The sequence below is a fragment of the Neptunomonas concharum genome (assembly GCF_008630635.1).
GTDB lineage: Bacteria > Pseudomonadota > Gammaproteobacteria > Pseudomonadales > Balneatricaceae > Neptunomonas > Neptunomonas concharum.
The window spans coordinates 1,862,649-1,877,652 of record NZ_CP043869.1 but is presented as its reverse complement, the minus strand read 5'-3'; the positions used below and the strand labels follow the sequence as shown (position 1 = coordinate 1,877,652).

Genomic DNA, 15,004 nt, shown 5'->3' with positions numbered 1-15,004 from the left:
GCATCGACTCCTTAATGTTCTTTGGCTTTAAAAAGACGTAGGCGGTTAGCATTCATGACAACAGTCAGAGATGAAAAGGCCATGGCAGCCCCAGCAATCACTGGGCTTAAGAGCAACCCGAAGAAGGGGTAAAGTACGCCTGCCGCGAAAGGTACACCCGCTACGTTATAGATAAAGGCGCCAAAGAGATTTTGTTTGATGTTACGTAATGTTGCTTTGCTGACAGCTATCGCATCAGCTAGGCCGTGTAATGAACCGCGCATTAACGTAATATCCGCACTTTCTATGGCGACATCGGTGCCGGTTCCTATCGCAAATCCGACGTTGGCCAGTGCCAGTGCAGGGGCATCATTAATCCCGTCCCCAGTCATGCCGACTACTTCACCTTGTTGTTGTAATTCAGCTACTTTTTGTGCTTTCTCTTCGGGTAAAACTTCAGCGAAAAACTCCGTTATCCCTACTTTTTCGGCAACCGCTTTAGCTGTCAGTCTGTTATCGCCCGTGAGCATAACAACACGAATACCATTAGATTGGAGGCGGTTAATGGCGGTAATTGAATCCTGTTTGATTGGATCTGATACCGCAATAACAGCGGCAAGTTGTTCATCAACAGCAAAGTAAATAGGGGTTTTAGCTTCACTGGCCAGCTGCTGAGCCGTCTCGATATAACCACTGATATCAACTTTACGGTCACGCATTAATTTTTCATTACCCAGTAGCAATCGTTGGTTCTGAATAGTCGCTGTCGCACCATGACCGGCAATTGCATTGAAATTTTCTGCTCGATTGAGTGTTAAACCTTTGGCTGTTGCTGATTCAACAATTGCCATCGCTAATGGGTGCTCTGAGCTTGACTCCATACTAGCGGCTAACTGCAGGATACTGTCTTCATGTGATCCATTAGTCACAATAATATCGGTCACCTTTGGAGCGCCTTCAGTAATCGTGCCGGTTTTATCAAGAATCATGGCGGTAATTTTAGAGGCTGTTTGTAATGCGGCTCCATTTCTAATCAAGACACCCGCTTCTGCAGCTTTACCTACGCCGACCATGACTGACATCGGTGTGGCTAAACCTAACGCGCAGGGGCAGGCGATAATCAGTACGGTTGTTGCGGAAACAATGGCAAAGGCTAAGGCCGGTTCTGGTCCGAAGTTCAACCACGCCAGTGCACTGAGCACTGCAATAATCATAACAACAGGCACAAAGTAGGCGGATATAATATCGGCTAGGCGGCCAATGGGAGGTTTAGAGTTCTGAGCGACTTTAACCATCTTGATGATTTGCGCTAACGCAGTATCTTTGCCGACGCGAGTGGCTTTAAAGACGATAGAGCCTGTTTTATTTAAAGTGCCGGTGACCACTTCATCACCTGCGTTTTTGACAACCGGCATTGGTTCACCAGTCAGCATCGACTCATCAATGGCTGTTTGGCCCTCTTGAATGACGCCATCTACCGGGATCTTTTCACCGGGTCTGACACGGACAATATCATGAAGTAGTACCTGTTCGATCGGGATATCTACCTCAATACCGTCTCTCAGTACTCGGGCTGTTTTCGGCTGTAAGCCGATGAGTCGTTTGATCGCTTCAGATGTTCGGCCTCGTGCTTTTACTTCAAGGGCTAACCCGAGGTTGATCAACCCGATAATCATTGCAGTCGCTTCGAAGTATACGTGCCTTGCCATGTCAGGTATCAGCTCAGGAACCGCGATGACCGCCATCGAGTAAACCCAGGCGGTACCTGTACCCAAAGCAATTAACGTGTCCATGTTCGCTGAGTGGTTTTTAAATGATTGCCACGCGCCAACAAAAAAATGTTTTCCGGCAAAATACATGACGCTAAAGGTTAACGCTCCCACGAATAGCCAAGCGAGTCGCTCGGTTGGTGTGGTCACAGTCATTTCACCGCCAACAATGCTGTAAATCATCAATGGTAGGCCTAAAGCAATGCCTATCCACATTTTCCTCATGAGTGTTTTGTAATAGGCTAGGTCGACTTGTTCTTTTTCATCAAGCAATGCTTCTTCTGAGCTGCTTTGTACCACCTTGGCGCTATATCCTGCCTGCTTAACCGCCTGAATTAATGCTGAAGGTTCGGCCTGACCTGATACTGAAACTGTACGAGCTGCAAAATTCATTTCTGCTTGCTGAACACCTTTTACTGATGTCAGCGCACCCTCAATTTTGCCGACACAACTGGCACAACCTGCGCCATCAATGATTAAGTCAATAGAACCCGACGGTTGCTTTAATGACGTTTTTTCCTGAGTGCTATCAGTATCCGAATAGCCCATGATTTTCTCCTGAATGGTAGTTGAAACGTGTAAATAAAATCATTGCGGTAAACTCGGAATAACATTGGAATTCAGCACGCCACTCATGATTGTTATTGACCATGAGTGGCCGTAAAGTTAATAGGTAGGGTGATCCTTGCCTTCCATCCAGTAGCCCTGAGGACCGTCACCGGAGTTCATCATATAGTGCTTGTTTTTAGGGCTACTTGTTGGCGAATTAGTGGCTAGTTGTGTTTGGTGCACTGTTGCTTGGTTGCTTGCATGTTTGGCCCCCTCCATTAAATGCCCCTGTTCACCTTGACCTCCATGCATCATGTAATGCGTGTTTGTAGCAGATGCTTTATCTGTATGAGGAGTGATCACTTTGTGTTCTTGACTCTGGTCTGCACTGTGTTTGCTACCTTCCATCTGGTGTCCTTGTGGGCCGTCCCCACCATGCATCATGTAATGTGTCTTGGCATCCTGATCGGCAGCGGCAGGTAAGGCAGCGCTGATAATTAATACACTGCTTAAGCTGATAATAATTTTTTTAACTTTCATGGTGGTTGTACTCCAGACTCATGTGAGAAAGTGTTTTTACTCTTTGGAAGTTATAATAAACACTGCTCCTTTCATGAGGCTGACATGAAGATTACATTTTTGTAATTTCGATTGAATACTGCCTATATGCTTTATACTCACCCAAAACATCTAGGAGTCTTATGAAAATACTGGTTGTGGAAGATGAAGATAAAACAGGAATGTTTCTTCAGCAGGGGCTAAATGAAGCCGGGTTTAATACGGATCTTGCGTGTAACGGGATAGATGGTCTTCATTTGGCGCTTACACAAGTTGACGCTTATGATTTGATTATCCTTGATGTCATGTTGCCCGGACTTGATGGTTGGAAAGTTTTAGAAACATTACGCCTGAGTGGCAGGGATATGCCTGTATTATTTTTAACCGCACGCGATCAGGTAGAGGACCGGGTAAAGGGCTTTGAACTCGGTGCTGATGATTATTTAGTAAAGCCTTTTGCTTTTTCAGAGCTCCTGGCACGTATACGTTCTTTATTAAAACGCACTCGCATCACGCCAGAAGCGACCGTGTTGACTGTTGCCGATTTAGAACTTGATCTGTTACGCCGACGGGTTAGCAGAGCGGGTATACGAATAGAGCTCACGGCTAAAGAGTTTTCGTTATTGGAATTACTCATGAGACGAGAGGGTGAGGTGTTGTCACGGTCTTTGATTGCATCTCAGGTATGGGATATGAATTTTGACAGTGATACTAATGTGATAGAAGTCGCTATTAGGCGTCTTCGTAGAAAAGTAGATGAGCCTTATGGTCTTAAACTCATACATACGCTTCGGGGAATGGGTTACGTGTTAGAGGTTTCTGACAAAATATGAAACGTAAATTATCTTTAATTTGGCGGCTGACGGGCTTATATGCATTGGTATCAGGTTTTGTTTTACTAGGGCTTAGTGTCGTGATTGTCTTCTCTATAAAGCAGCACTTCTTTGAGCAGGATAAAGAAACACTGCAAGGGAAAATACAGCTAGTCAGTAGTATTGTTTCTGAGGGTGTTGGTGCGGGTACATTGCCTGTGTTCGCAGACAAGCTAAAATCAGGGTTAATTGGGCATAAAGAGCTGTTGGTTTTAGTGATGAATGAGCAGGGTGTGCCACTGTATAGCTCTGGAGGAGTAACATTTCCTCTTAATCTCATAAAAGGAAAATCAAGTGTGTCTTCTCCTCACGCTATAACCTGGAGTGCTGAGGGGCAATCTTATCGAGGGCTTGTTGTCACTAAAAGTACAATAGCTCAGCCGAAACAGCCGATTAGTATATTGGTAGCGTTGAATATTAATCATCATGAGCTTTTTATGTCACGCTTTCAGGGTGCCCTGTTACTCTATGTTGTTATCGCTGCATTAATCAGTGGTCTTCTCGGTTGGTTAGCGGCAAAGAAAGGTTTGCTGCCTCTATACCAAATGAGAAATCGTGCATTAGCGGTTACAGCGAACCAGTTAGATAAGCGCATGCCTGTTGAAAATGTTCCGGCAGAAATCTCAGAGTTGGCTAATGCTCTCAATCAAATGTTAGAGCGATTAGAAGATGCGTTCAGGCGTATATCTGAGTTTTCCTCAGATATAGCTCATGAGCTTAGAACACCCATCAGCAATCTGATGACGCAAACACATGTGGCTCTGAGTTTTCCCAGAGATGTCCGAACATATCAATCTATTCTCGCTTCTAATGCAGAAGAGTATGAGCGGCTTTCACGTATGATTTCAGACATGCTTTTTCTTGCCAAAGCGGATCATGGATTAGAGTTACCCTCTAAGGAAACTATTGAGCTTGATAAAGAAGTAGCTGATTTGTTTGAATTTTATGATGCGTTGGCAGAAGACCATAACATATTGCTGAGACTAAAAGGGAAAGGTGAAATACAAGGTGATCGTTTAATGATTCGTCGGGTTATCAATAACTTACTATCTAATGCTATACGTTATACGCCCACTCATAGTACCGTCGAAGTTCAAATTGAAGCGAGTGATAAGTCAACTCTTCTTACAGTAAATAATGTAGGTACGCCAATATCAGCAGAGTATATTCCTCATCTTTTTGAACGTTTTTACAGGGTTGATAAAAATCGAGTGAAAGGAAATTCTGAAGGGGTAGGTTTAGGTTTAGCAATAACACGTGCAATCGTAGTAGCTCATAATGGCGAAATATCAGTATCTTCAACGGTAGAGCGCACGAGCTTTAAAGTGACATTTTTTAAAAATGATTCGTTGATTACTAAAACGTAACGGGCTCCAGTCTCTATTGGTATTAATTTCCCCTGGGAAAGATGCGATTAAGTTAATACCTGCCCGCCTTTCAACTAATAAAGGTTGAGTTGCTCCTTTCTTCCGTGTGCTGTTTTTAATTCCTTTTTTGACTTCACCTCTTTGATAAATGGGGTAATCATGCTGCGATCTTAAGTCCTTCATGACTGAGGACTTAATCACTTTTTCCTACAACCTGAAGATTACAATTTTGTCATCTTCAGGTCATGCCGCTGTCAGGGAGGTCGCGCTAGAGTGTGACACATGACAAGTGAAAATAGCTATTTTTTAACACGTTAGCAGTCACTTAATAACAGCATGGTAAGCAGTAACAGCGGAGCACCAGAAAGTATGAAACAAGACGAATCTGCGTTAATTTCTCGCCCTCGTTTGTCACGACGGCTTTTTGTAAAAGGCCTGGCAGCGGGTGGTGTCTTATCCGCAATGCCAAGGCTACTTTCTGCCAACACAAATGATACCCGCTTAGGATCAGCGCCGGTGTTGAGTGGCAAGGTCATCACGTTGGTTATCGCTGAAACACCGGTCAATTTTACGGGTGTTACGCGAATGGCAACCACTATTAATGGATCTATTCCTGCACCGACACTGCGTTTACGCGAAGGCGATGAGGTGACTATTCGTGTGATTAATCGTCTATCTGTTTCTACTTCGATTCATTGGCATGGAATTATCCTTCCTTATCAGATGGATGGCGTACCAGGCATTAGCTTTCGCGGTATAGCGCCAGGAGAGACTTTTGAGTATCGCTTTACGTTAAAACAAAGTGGGACTTACTGGTATCACTCGCATACTGGCTTCCAGGAGATGACCGGGATGTATGGCGCACTCATAGTAGAGCCGCTCGAAGGTGAGTCGATTCAGGCAGATCAAGATCATGTAATACAGCTCTCAGACTGGACAGATGAAAGTCCTATGTCTGCCTTTTCCAAATTGAAGGTGCAAAGTGATGTGTATAACTTCAATCAGCCAGTAGTCGGTGATTTTTTACGAGATGCATCAACGATAGGGCTTAAAGGAGCGTTTGAAAAGCGCAAGATGTGGAATCAGATGCGGATGAATCCTACTGATTTAGCGGATCTTTCAGCAACAACCTTTACGTATCTGATGAACGGTATGACGCCTGCGGGCAACTGGAGCGGGTTGTTTAATAAAGGTGAGCGTGTGCGCCTGCGCTTTATCAATGGCTCCAGTAATAGCTTTTATGATGTGCGAATACCCGGCTTGAGCCTGAGTGTTGTGCAGGCCGATGGGCAAAATGTGAAACCGGTTAGCGTGGATGAGTTCCGCTTTGGTCCCGGTGAAACGTACGATGTTATTGTCGAGCCTGAAGGGGATGCGTACACCATTTTCGCACAAAGCATGGATCGATCCGGTTACGCGAGTGGCACCTTATCAGTCCGTCCGGGGCTTGTTGCTCCTGTGCCGGAGCTTGATTCCGTTGAATGGCTGACAATGACTGACATGATGGGCGCAATGGATCACGGCACCATGAAAGGTATGGACCAGAGCAACATGAAAGGGATGGACCATAGCGCCATGAAAGGTATGGATCACAGCACCATGAAAGGTATGGATCACAGCACCATGAAAGGTATGCAGACGAACCCTCTGGAGGTGCCTTCGCAAACCGCTCGGCATGCGAGTACAGAATATGGCCCGTCTGTCGATATGCGTGTGGATACGCCACGTACTAATCTGGATGACCCGGGTATCGGGCTGCGTAACAATGGTCGGCGTGTATTAACACAGGCTGATTTACGTTCAATTCATGGTGTACTAGATGATGACCGAGTACCTACCCGGGAGATAGAGCTGCATCTGACGGGCAATATGGAACGTTATAGCTGGTCAATTGATGGGCTTGAGTTTGGTAAGAGCACACCGGTTTCGATGCGCCAGGGCGAACGGATACGCATCATTTTACAAAATGACACGATGATGACTCACCCCATGCACTTGCATGGTATGTGGAGTGATTTGGAATCTGCGGAGGGCGAATTGTTAGTGCGTCGTCACACACTCTCTGTGCAGCCCGCTCAGCGGGTTAGTTTCTTAACAACGCCGCATGATGTAGGCCGCTGGGCTTGGCATTGTCATCTTCTTTTTCATATGGATGCGGGCATGTTCCGTGAAGTGGTGGTTTCATGAAACAATTAATTAATGTTGATGTGATAAAGCCGCTGGCAGTTGTCGCTGTGTTCGCAATGAGTACGAGCTCTTTGCTGGCTCGTGCTGAAATGGATCACTCTAAAATGGCCCAGACTAAAACGGATCAACCTGAAATTCGTGATCCCCATGCCTACTCAGATGGCTATACCTTAGAAAAAGGGCCCTATGCGTTAGGAGGGCCGCGTCAGATAAAGCTTGCGGACGAGCATAAATTTTGGGCGATTCAGGGCGATCGTGTCGAATACGATTCTGATAATGATACTGGCGTATTTGATGTTCGAGGCTGGTATGGCTCCACATATGACCGCCTGTATGTCAAATTTGAAGGTGATGTCGCTAGCGGGCGTTTGGAAGAAAGTCAGGCAGATATTCTGTGGAGTCATGCATACAGTGCTTATTTCGATACGCAGTTGGGCATACGACTTGATCAATATGATGAGGGTGTGGACCGACAATGGCTTGCTATTGGGTTGCAGGGGCTGGCTCCGTACTGGTTTGAGTTAGATATGACTGCTTATATTGGAGAAAGTGGACGAACGGCCCTTTCACTTGAAGCTGAGTACGAGATATTGCTTAGCCAACAATGGGTACTGCAACCGCGTGCTGAGGTGAGCCTGTATGGCCAGGATGATATTGAGAACGGATTGGGCGATGGCTTTTCGGATGTCGCGTTTGGATTAAGGGTACGCTACGAGATGACGCGGCAGTTCGCCCCCTATGTCGGGGTCGAGTGGACAAGTAAGCTGGGCCAAACGGCAGATATTGCCCGGGCTGCCAACGAGTCTGTTCGTGATACACGTTATGTCGCAGGGATTAAATTTTGGTTCTAATGCCATTCAAATACAAAAATAACATATTTCAGGAGTTAAAAATGAAGAGTAAACAACTTAGCGCTTTAGTTGCTGTACCTGCACTCATGTTGTCGTTTTCGGCACTGGCACATGGCGAAAAAGAGCATATGAAGACAGCAGAGAGCCCGGATTGTGCGGCTATGAGCACGATGGATCATAGTAAAATGGATATGAACGACCCTATCGTGATGGCGATGATGCAGCAATGCATGAGCACCATGCAGCATGGTACGGCAGAAACAGAGGGGCATGACTCAGCAGAAGCAGACAGTGCATCTCATGGGGATGGTCATCAGATGAAAGCTCCCTCGCAGTAATAAGTAGCAATCAAAGAAAAATAGAAACAAATAATCTGCATGCCCCTTGCCGAGAGATCGGTAAGGGATGTGCTCGGGGGGGGATTATCTGATGACAGCTTTTAAAAAAGGCGCTTGTTTAAAGCGATTGATAGCAATAACGGGTGCTATTGGGATAGGAGGCGTGGCGTTTCTGTACTCGGGCTTATATTCGATGGGGGCTGACGATCCTCACTATGATATTACCACGTGGGCCTTAGAGACATTACGCGAGAATTCGATCTCACGCTCCTCGAAAAACATTGAAGTGCCGTCGGATCTTGATTCGGTTGATCGTTTACTCAAAGGTGGTGCTGACTACAATGATATGTGTGCTGGTTGCCATCTTAAGCCGGGTAAAACTGAAAGCGATTTTACATTAGGTTTGTATCCATCTCCGCCAAACTTGGCAGATATCTCTCGAGCGGGTGAAGATGCACAAGCCGCTGATCAGCGAAATTTCTGGATTATCAAACACGGAATTAAAGCATCGGGAATGCCCGCTTGGGCGCCGGGGCATGATGATGTACGTATCTGGAATATGGTGGCATTTCTTAAGCGTCTGCCTGACCTGACAGAGGCGCAATATCAGATCCTTACTGCACGTGGCAAAAGTGATGAAGGGCATCATTAATCCGGAGGTTATTAATAAAGCGACTGGCTATATTCGCTAAAGAAGGCTAAGGAAAGTGCGAACAAGCCCCTGATTCGGTTTTGCAGCTTCCTAACTAACGGAGATAAGTACTTATTCGCAGGTTCCCCTAGTACAGGTACTCGCATTTATTTCATCTTTCATCATGAAGCAGATCACGCGTAGCTCGCATGCTTTTGGGATACACATAAGCCAAAGGAAAGTTACCGCCCCTGATCAATGCCGCTATTTTGTGGGAATCTATCCGGTCATTCTTGGTTTTACCGCCGTGAATTGCTTTCATGTATAAGGCGTGACCGAGAATAAAAGTAATGCCTTGCTCTTCACAGAAGTCAGCTACCTAGTACCAGCAATGCATGCATTCAACACCCACGATCAGGTCATCCAGATAGGGTTGGATCAGGCGATGAGAGCATCAGGACTGGTAGGAATTTCCTTGTGCAACAAGGTTTCACTCTGCTGATTGAGGATACAGACATACAAGCTACGAGCATGCAAATCGACTCCACAATAATGACGATGAGTGCTATTGTAAAAGTTCATTGGGTCTTCTCCTTTTTGGTTTGGTTGCCTTTCAGCTTAGTCAATCTGGCTAGGCTGGGGAGAAGGCTCAATGAGTATCAAACGCGTCAATTAGGATGCTCGCAATCTCGCACCTATTACGCGGTCGTTACAGCGCCAAAAATTGGATTCACATCCATGCTTTTGTGGAGGATACGGATAATCTCAATATTTTGACTGCCGGTCTGACGATAAAATATTAGGTGGCTTCCTTGTGGGAATTTTCTGTATCCATCGCGAATCTCGTCACAGGCTTTACCAATGTCAGGGTTTTCGGCTAATAGCCAAAATGAGTCATCAAACTGTTTTAGGTAAATATTTCGCTGTTCACGACCCCAGCGTCTAAAGGTAAACAAGGCTATATCTCTTAAATCAGACTTCGCCTTGTTAGTTAATTGAAATGGTGTCATTTTCTCTCTTCGCTATCTAACTCATTGATAAACGAGTCAAGGTCATAATCCGTAATTCCACTTTCTTCACCCTCAACAAGCAATTGGCGTAAGGTGTTCATTTTAGTTTCTTGGATTTCAAGTAAACGTAAAGCGGAACGAATGACTTCACTTGCAGAGCTATAGCGACCGCTTTGGATTTGATTAGTAACAAAACCGTCAAAATGGTCACCCAAGGTAATACTAGTGTTCTTAGCCATAATATAGCTCCCAATACCAAAATATACCTAATTGTGGTACTATTTAGGCCTAGATACAAGGCGCATAACATATGAGCCTTCAATAATATCAGGGGCACTAGACTTCATCGGCTGTCCTATTCAAAGTTAGACGTTCACCTCACCTCGTTGCGTGACTAACTCGCTAAAAACTTGCTCTTATCGAACACCTTCTCCTGCTTAAGCATAAAATACACAGCATGCCCCAACTTATGGGCCAGTGCGACAACGCTTTGGCTTTAGTAACCTCTTGACCCATTAGGTCAGTTGTCCTAAGGTGTAAATAGGACGGTCGTCCTATTTGTATGGTTTGTTTTCGGGAGGCGCTTCAGTGGTCAATAAATTAACGAGAGATCGCATTGTCGATAAAGCGGATCAGTTGTTCTATGAGCAGGGGTTTGAGCACACATCTTTTGCGCAGATTGCAGAAGCATTAGGTATTTCCCGAGGGAATTTCTATTACCACTTCAAGACCAAGGATGAAATTCTAGATGCCGTTATCAGCCATCGCCTTGTTCGCACAAACTCAATGCTGGAAAGTTGGGAAGTAGAGGGTGCCACGCCGATCGATCGTATCCGTAGTTTCATCAATATTTTGGTAATGAATCGCACTAAAATTAAGCGTTATGGCTGTCCGGTAGGAACGCTCTGTACGGAGCTTGCCAAGTTAGAACACCCCGCAAGAAGCCACGCAAACGAGTTGTTTACCTTATTTAGAATATGGCTGCGTCGCCAATTCGAGCAACTTGGCCGCTCTGATGACGCCGATGAGTTAGCAATGCATCTACTCGCTTTTAGCCAAGGCGTGGCGACACTTTCTAGTGCATTTCAGGATGAGAAGTTCATCCACACGGAGGTTCGTCGTTTGGACGACTGGTTATCTTCTTTTGCAACGTCAACCAACAATCTATCGGAGGCGCTTTAATGTTTGTCGTACTTTTGCGGTTTTCAGAAAATAGGAGTAAGGCCAGTGATTTTATGGAAGGTCACAATCAATGGATCAAAAAGGGGTTTGAGGATAAGGTTTTCTTGGTTGTTGGTAGCCTCCAACCCGGTCTTGGAGGGTCTGTTCTTGCGCATGGCGAGTCAAGAGAAGCTCTTGAAAACCGAGTGAATCAAGACCCATTTGTGGCCGAAAATGTTGTGACGGCAGAAATACTTGAAATTGAACCCAAAAAAGCAGATGAACGTCTGGGCTTTTTATTGACCAAATGAGGGGTGAGCGATGAGTGCTACTGTTCTAGGCCCTGATGGGGAGTTACGTTGCGGCTGGTGTTCGGCTGCTCCGGAATTTTTCGATTACCACGATAATGAATGGGGCTATCCCGTTGATAACGATATCCGGCTGTTTGAAAAACTATGCCTTGAAAGCTTTCAATCTGGCTTGAGCTGGCGAACGATTCTCGCTAAACGCGAGAATTTTCGTGCTGCCTTTTCAAACTTCGATTTTAATGTGGTGGCAAAGTATAACGACGCTGATATTGATCGATTACTGAAGGATGAAGGGATTGTCAGGCATCGCGGAAAGATAGAAGCGGTGATCAACAACGCAAACAAGGCGATAGAGCTTGTGGAGCGTGAAGGATCACTGGCCGCTTACTTTTGGCGCTTCGAACCGGATGAGAAAAGTTTGCCTGAGCCACAGACGGCATCAACGTCAGAGGAATCCACTGCACTGTCGAAGGCGCTGAAAAAGCAGGGTTGGAAGTTCGTTGGCCCGACAACCGTCTATGCCTTTATGCAGGCAATGGGGCTTATAAATGATCATGCTGAGGGATGTGTGTTCAGGAAAAAGATCGAACATGCACGCAGTCATTTCAGGCGTCCTGGGCGCGTATAATGCCCTACAAGCGTTATAAGAGGGCGCAAAACACTTTGCTTCTGCGCCTTTAAATTTTACGAACAGTTAAAGTTTGTCATGGCGGTGGTTGAAAACGAATCTTTCAGTCTTGTAGCGAAGCAGTGCTTTGTTTCTCAATCTACACTTTCTAATTCTATACAAGCTTTAGAAAATGAATTTGGTCGTGCCTTATTTAATAGAACCACACGATGTGTACAACTTTATTTTTTTGGGATAGAAATGTTACCTTTCATTACTTCAATATTAATTGCTGAAAAAAACTTGTTTGATTATATAGAAAAATTAATTCTAGCTGTGAAATTTTAATGAACGAAAACAATCTAAGTGACTTGTAGAAACAATTAAATGATAAGTTACTTTATATTATTTTTGTGCCTGATGTACCGGATGTAAAAAATAAAAATAGCAATGAAGGCGTATTCCTTTATGAAGAGACGCTTCATGTAATTATGAAAAACACCTTGCCTAACGAAGAAAAAATTACCTTAGATGGTCTTCGGGATAAAATTATATTGATGGTACCAGATTCCTGTGGGCTGTCAGTCATTACTCGTGGCTTGTTTGGAACAACAGAGAAAAGCTTCCTCGAATATGGAGGCAAAGCTAATAGTTATCATGTTCTGGCAGATTGGGCATACAGTGGTTTAGGAGTTGCTTTATTGCCTAAAAGCAAAATACCAGAATATATAAAAGACTCTGTAATATTATCCAAGAATGGAAATTATGTGAAAGTAAAATATGAGGCACGATGGAGTGATAGCTCATCTATTACTCAAAGCTTTCTTGATTTTTCACAACAATATTTAAATAACTTAAGCAATGGGTTGGCTAAAAACTAGTTTGAAATGCTGGCTTTAGTATAAAATATTTACCCTAGAGGAGAGAGTTTGTTTTTATAAATAAATCATAAATTTTTATCAAACTATAGATTTATTTCCGATTTCTATTTTTCCAACTTTTTGTACCTATGTTTGTTCAGATATTCGCTCCTAAACCCTTTCCGAAAAAGCATTCTATTTAAGCTTGTCGGCTGGGCAAAGGTAAGCTTCACGCTGTATTCTTTGCTTCCAAAATACATCGCTTTTACTCGTAAACTAAGACTCGTTGTCACATACATACGATAAGATCTATGTTATAAGAAGTCGACCAAGCACTAATAATGAACAAGGAAGGGCTGTAAGGGTGGGCGTTTTTATGAAGAAATGTTTAATCCGACAGGCTCGTTGGGTATTTACACCATGAGCAAGCGTATTCTAGTAATCCTTGGCCACCCATCAAAGGAAAGCTTTTGTGGCGCCCTTGCCAATTCGTATGTAGAGGGAGCTAAAGCAGCTGGGCATGAAGTTAAACTAATCTCCATTGGCAATCAGTCTTTTGATCCTATACTTCACAACGGTTACGCTTCGATCCAAGAACTCGAACCTGATTTGGTGTCCGGGCAGGCCGCAATTACTTGGGCACAACACATCGTTTTCGTATATCCGATCTGGTGGGGCGCAATGCCTGCTTTACTCAAGGGCTATATTGACCGTATTTTTCTACCGGGTTTTGCCTTTAAGTATCGCGAAGGCTCTTTATTCTGGGATCGTCTGCTTTCGGGACGCTCCGCTCACCTTCTCGTCACAATGGACACTCCGCCTTGGTACTTTCGCTGGGTATATCGTATGCCTGGTCACAATCAGATGAAGCGTACTATCCTCGAATTTAGTGGCATAAAACCCGTTACGGTTTCGAGCTTTGGTCCCATTAAAGATAGCAGCCTGCAAAAAAGGGAAAAGTGGCTTGCCCAAGCTAATGCATATGGGCGAAATACTTAGAAAGAGCGAAAATTACAGATCCATTTTTAAACATAATTTTATTTTATGAACAAAAAGCACATAACCGCGAATTCGATTACGGCAAGAGCAAAAACAAAGGCAGAACCGGCGTGAATATGCTCTTGGCAATACTGGGGTTTCTAATTCTTTCCCTTGTAGCTCTTAGGTTGTGGGATGAGCGTGCGGAACGGTTAGAGTGGGCGCGATTGGCTGCGCTACAACCTGCAACCCCGGCTTTTTATGCGCTTGAAATGGTGGCCGATTTGCCTGAACCCGCGCAGCGTTTCTTCAATTTTGCTATCAAAGTGGGCACGCCGCTGTTAACCGTGGCGGAAATAGAGATGGAGGGCGAGTTTAGCCTAGGCACGCGGGATAAGCCAAATTACCGCCCTATGAAGGCCAAGCAAATTCTTGCTGCACCGGTGGGCTTTATCTGGAAGTTAAGGCTGCCAGGTCTTATGTCGGTTTCTGGCTCAGATTCTGGCATGTGGACACGCTTCTACATTCTTGGGCTGATACCCGTAGCTCGCACAGGGCGAAATACAAATCATGCGCGAGCGGCCTATGGGCGCTATATTTCTGAGGCTATATTTTGGACACCGGCTGTGCTGCTTCCAAGAGAGGACGTTGTTTGGGAGCCGTTGGGGCAGAATACCGCCCGCGTGACCATTACGCATAATCAGCTAACGGAGGCAGTTGATATACAAGTAGACAGCGAAGGCCGGTTAGTTAGCGTATCTTTTATGCGATGGAGTGATGCGAATCCCGAGAAGGTATATCGATTACAACCTTTTGGGGGTTATTTCTCCGATTTTCGAGAAGTGCAGGGCTTTCGTTTACCTTTCAAAATTGAGGCAGGTAATATGTTTGGCACGGATGAGTATTTTGCTTTTTTTAAGTCACGCGTCGTTACTGTGCGCTTCCCTGTGGCTGGGGTGTAGCTCCCGATTGTTTTCGT

The 15,004-nt window shown here is 44.8% G+C and carries 17 protein-coding genes and 1 pseudogene; 13 read left to right on the top strand and 5 right to left on the bottom strand.

Annotated features, from left to right (window positions below):
• Nucleotides 1-11: 11 nt before the first annotated feature.
• A complete protein-coding gene (locus F0U83_RS08725; RefSeq protein ID WP_138987405.1) occupies nt 12-2,297 on the bottom strand; it encodes a heavy metal translocating P-type ATPase in 2,286 nt (761 codons plus the stop codon).
• Nucleotides 2,298-2,414: 117 nt separating this feature from the next.
• Nucleotides 2,415-2,837: a hypothetical protein gene (locus F0U83_RS08720; RefSeq protein WP_127696247.1), complete on the bottom strand. Its 423-nt coding sequence runs from the start codon at nt 2,835-2,837 to the stop codon at nt 2,415-2,417.
• Between the two features lie 161 nt (nt 2,838-2,998).
• On the opposite strand from F0U83_RS08720, the gene F0U83_RS08715 reads away from it, so the two are divergent.
• The 6 genes from F0U83_RS08715 (at nt 2,999) to F0U83_RS08690 (ending at nt 9,122) form a co-directional block, all read left to right on the top strand.
• On the top strand, nt 2,999-3,688 hold the full coding sequence (locus tag F0U83_RS08715) for a heavy metal response regulator transcription factor (RefSeq protein WP_127696245.1): 690 nt from the start codon (nt 2,999-3,001) through the stop codon (nt 3,686-3,688).
• A complete protein-coding gene (locus F0U83_RS08710) occupies nt 3,685-5,094 on the top strand; it encodes a heavy metal sensor histidine kinase (protein ID WP_138987404.1) in 1,410 nt (469 codons plus the stop codon). Before F0U83_RS08715 ends, F0U83_RS08710 begins: the two co-directional genes overlap by 4 nt.
• 369 nt (nt 5,095-5,463) lie before the next feature.
• On the top strand, nt 5,464-7,281 hold the full coding sequence (locus tag F0U83_RS08705; protein ID WP_138987403.1) for a copper resistance system multicopper oxidase: 1,818 nt from the start codon (nt 5,464-5,466) through the stop codon (nt 7,279-7,281).
• Nucleotides 7,278-8,132, top strand: coding sequence for a copper resistance protein B (locus F0U83_RS08700; protein ID WP_138987402.1), 855 nt, complete (start codon nt 7,278-7,280; stop codon nt 8,130-8,132). The genes F0U83_RS08705 and F0U83_RS08700 overlap by 4 nt, the downstream gene beginning before the upstream one ends.
• 41 nt (nt 8,133-8,173) lie before the next feature.
• Complete coding sequence (locus F0U83_RS08695) at nt 8,174-8,470, top strand: hypothetical protein (protein ID WP_127696237.1); 297 nt, start codon at nt 8,174-8,176, stop codon at nt 8,468-8,470.
• Nucleotides 8,471-8,561: 91 nt separating this feature from the next.
• Entirely contained in the window at nt 8,562-9,122 is a 561-nt protein-coding gene (locus F0U83_RS08690) for a c-type cytochrome (protein ID WP_138987401.1), read from the top strand.
• 166 nt (nt 9,123-9,288) lie between these two features.
• Here F0U83_RS08690 and F0U83_RS17250 read toward each other — a convergent pair.
• The 3 genes and pseudogenes from F0U83_RS17250 to F0U83_RS08675 form a co-directional block, all read right to left on the bottom strand.
• Nucleotides 9,289-9,683: pseudogene (locus F0U83_RS17250) on the bottom strand (IS110 family transposase); the annotation flags it as partial.
• Between the two features lie 116 nt (nt 9,684-9,799).
• Complete coding sequence (locus tag F0U83_RS08680; protein ID WP_138987400.1) at nt 9,800-10,111, bottom strand: type II toxin-antitoxin system RelE/ParE family toxin; 312 nt, start codon at nt 10,109-10,111, stop codon at nt 9,800-9,802.
• Entirely contained in the window at nt 10,108-10,350 is a 243-nt protein-coding gene (locus tag F0U83_RS08675) for a type II toxin-antitoxin system ParD family antitoxin (protein ID WP_138987399.1), read from the bottom strand. The genes F0U83_RS08680 and F0U83_RS08675 overlap by 4 nt, the downstream gene beginning before the upstream one ends.
• A gap of 349 nt (nt 10,351-10,699) precedes the next feature.
• Here F0U83_RS08675 and F0U83_RS08670 point away from each other — a divergent pair, with 349 nt between their 5' ends.
• From F0U83_RS08670 to F0U83_RS08640, 7 genes are all read left to right on the top strand, one after another.
• The gene (locus F0U83_RS08670) at nt 10,700-11,293 is read left to right on the top strand and encodes a TetR/AcrR family transcriptional regulator (protein WP_138987398.1); all 594 of its coding nucleotides are present in this window, start codon (nt 10,700-10,702) and stop codon (nt 11,291-11,293) included.
• Nucleotides 11,293-11,583, top strand: coding sequence for a YciI family protein (locus F0U83_RS08665; protein WP_138987397.1), 291 nt, complete (start codon nt 11,293-11,295; stop codon nt 11,581-11,583). Before F0U83_RS08670 ends, F0U83_RS08665 begins: the two co-directional genes overlap by 1 nt.
• A gap of 10 nt (nt 11,584-11,593) precedes the next feature.
• The gene (locus F0U83_RS08660) at nt 11,594-12,208 is read left to right on the top strand and encodes a DNA-3-methyladenine glycosylase I (protein ID WP_138987396.1); all 615 of its coding nucleotides are present in this window, start codon (nt 11,594-11,596) and stop codon (nt 12,206-12,208) included.
• A gap of 15 nt (nt 12,209-12,223) precedes the next feature.
• Nucleotides 12,224-12,535 (top strand): helix-turn-helix domain-containing protein, encoded by a 312-nt coding sequence (locus F0U83_RS08655; RefSeq protein WP_276469556.1) that lies wholly within the window; start codon nt 12,224-12,226, stop codon nt 12,533-12,535.
• A 65-nt stretch (nt 12,536-12,600) separates the two neighbouring features.
• Nucleotides 12,601-13,068, top strand: coding sequence for a LysR substrate-binding domain-containing protein (locus F0U83_RS08650; protein ID WP_138987394.1), 468 nt, complete (start codon nt 12,601-12,603; stop codon nt 13,066-13,068).
• A gap of 399 nt (nt 13,069-13,467) precedes the next feature.
• Nucleotides 13,468-14,046 (top strand): NAD(P)H-dependent oxidoreductase, encoded by a 579-nt coding sequence (locus tag F0U83_RS08645; protein WP_138987393.1) that lies wholly within the window; start codon nt 13,468-13,470, stop codon nt 14,044-14,046.
• 116 nt (nt 14,047-14,162) lie between these two features.
• Entirely contained in the window at nt 14,163-14,987 is an 825-nt protein-coding gene (locus F0U83_RS08640; protein ID WP_138987466.1) for a DUF6544 family protein, read from the top strand.
• Nucleotides 14,988-15,004 lie beyond the last annotated feature (17 nt).

Excerpts from the sequence above, each read along its gene's own strand:
- F0U83_RS08725 (WP_138987405.1), bottom strand. The coding sequence starts at position 2,297 with ATGGGCTATTCGGATACTGATAGCACTCAGGAAAAAACGTCATTAAAG.
- F0U83_RS08720 (WP_127696247.1), bottom strand. The coding sequence starts at position 2,837 with ATGAAAGTTAAAAAAATTATTATCAGCTTAAGCAGTGTATTAATTATC.
- F0U83_RS08715 (WP_127696245.1), top strand. The coding sequence starts at position 2,999 with ATGAAAATACTGGTTGTGGAAGATGAAGATAAAACAGGAATGTTTCTT.
- F0U83_RS08710 (WP_138987404.1), top strand. The coding sequence starts at position 3,685 with ATGAAACGTAAATTATCTTTAATTTGGCGGCTGACGGGCTTATATGCA.
- F0U83_RS08705 (WP_138987403.1), top strand. The coding sequence starts at position 5,464 with ATGAAACAAGACGAATCTGCGTTAATTTCTCGCCCTCGTTTGTCACGA.
- F0U83_RS08700 (WP_138987402.1), top strand. The coding sequence starts at position 7,278 with ATGAAACAATTAATTAATGTTGATGTGATAAAGCCGCTGGCAGTTGTC.
- F0U83_RS08695 (WP_127696237.1), top strand. The coding sequence starts at position 8,174 with ATGAAGAGTAAACAACTTAGCGCTTTAGTTGCTGTACCTGCACTCATG.
- F0U83_RS08690 (WP_138987401.1), top strand. The coding sequence starts at position 8,562 with ATGACAGCTTTTAAAAAAGGCGCTTGTTTAAAGCGATTGATAGCAATA.
- F0U83_RS08680 (WP_138987400.1), bottom strand. The coding sequence starts at position 10,111 with ATGACACCATTTCAATTAACTAACAAGGCGAAGTCTGATTTAAGAGAT.
- F0U83_RS08675 (WP_138987399.1), bottom strand. The coding sequence starts at position 10,350 with ATGGCTAAGAACACTAGTATTACCTTGGGTGACCATTTTGACGGTTTT.
- F0U83_RS08665 (WP_138987397.1), top strand. The coding sequence starts at position 11,293 with ATGTTTGTCGTACTTTTGCGGTTTTCAGAAAATAGGAGTAAGGCCAGT.
- F0U83_RS08660 (WP_138987396.1), top strand. The coding sequence starts at position 11,594 with ATGAGTGCTACTGTTCTAGGCCCTGATGGGGAGTTACGTTGCGGCTGG.
- F0U83_RS08645 (WP_138987393.1), top strand. The coding sequence starts at position 13,468 with ATGAGCAAGCGTATTCTAGTAATCCTTGGCCACCCATCAAAGGAAAGC.
- F0U83_RS08640 (WP_138987466.1), top strand. The coding sequence starts at position 14,163 with ATGCTCTTGGCAATACTGGGGTTTCTAATTCTTTCCCTTGTAGCTCTT.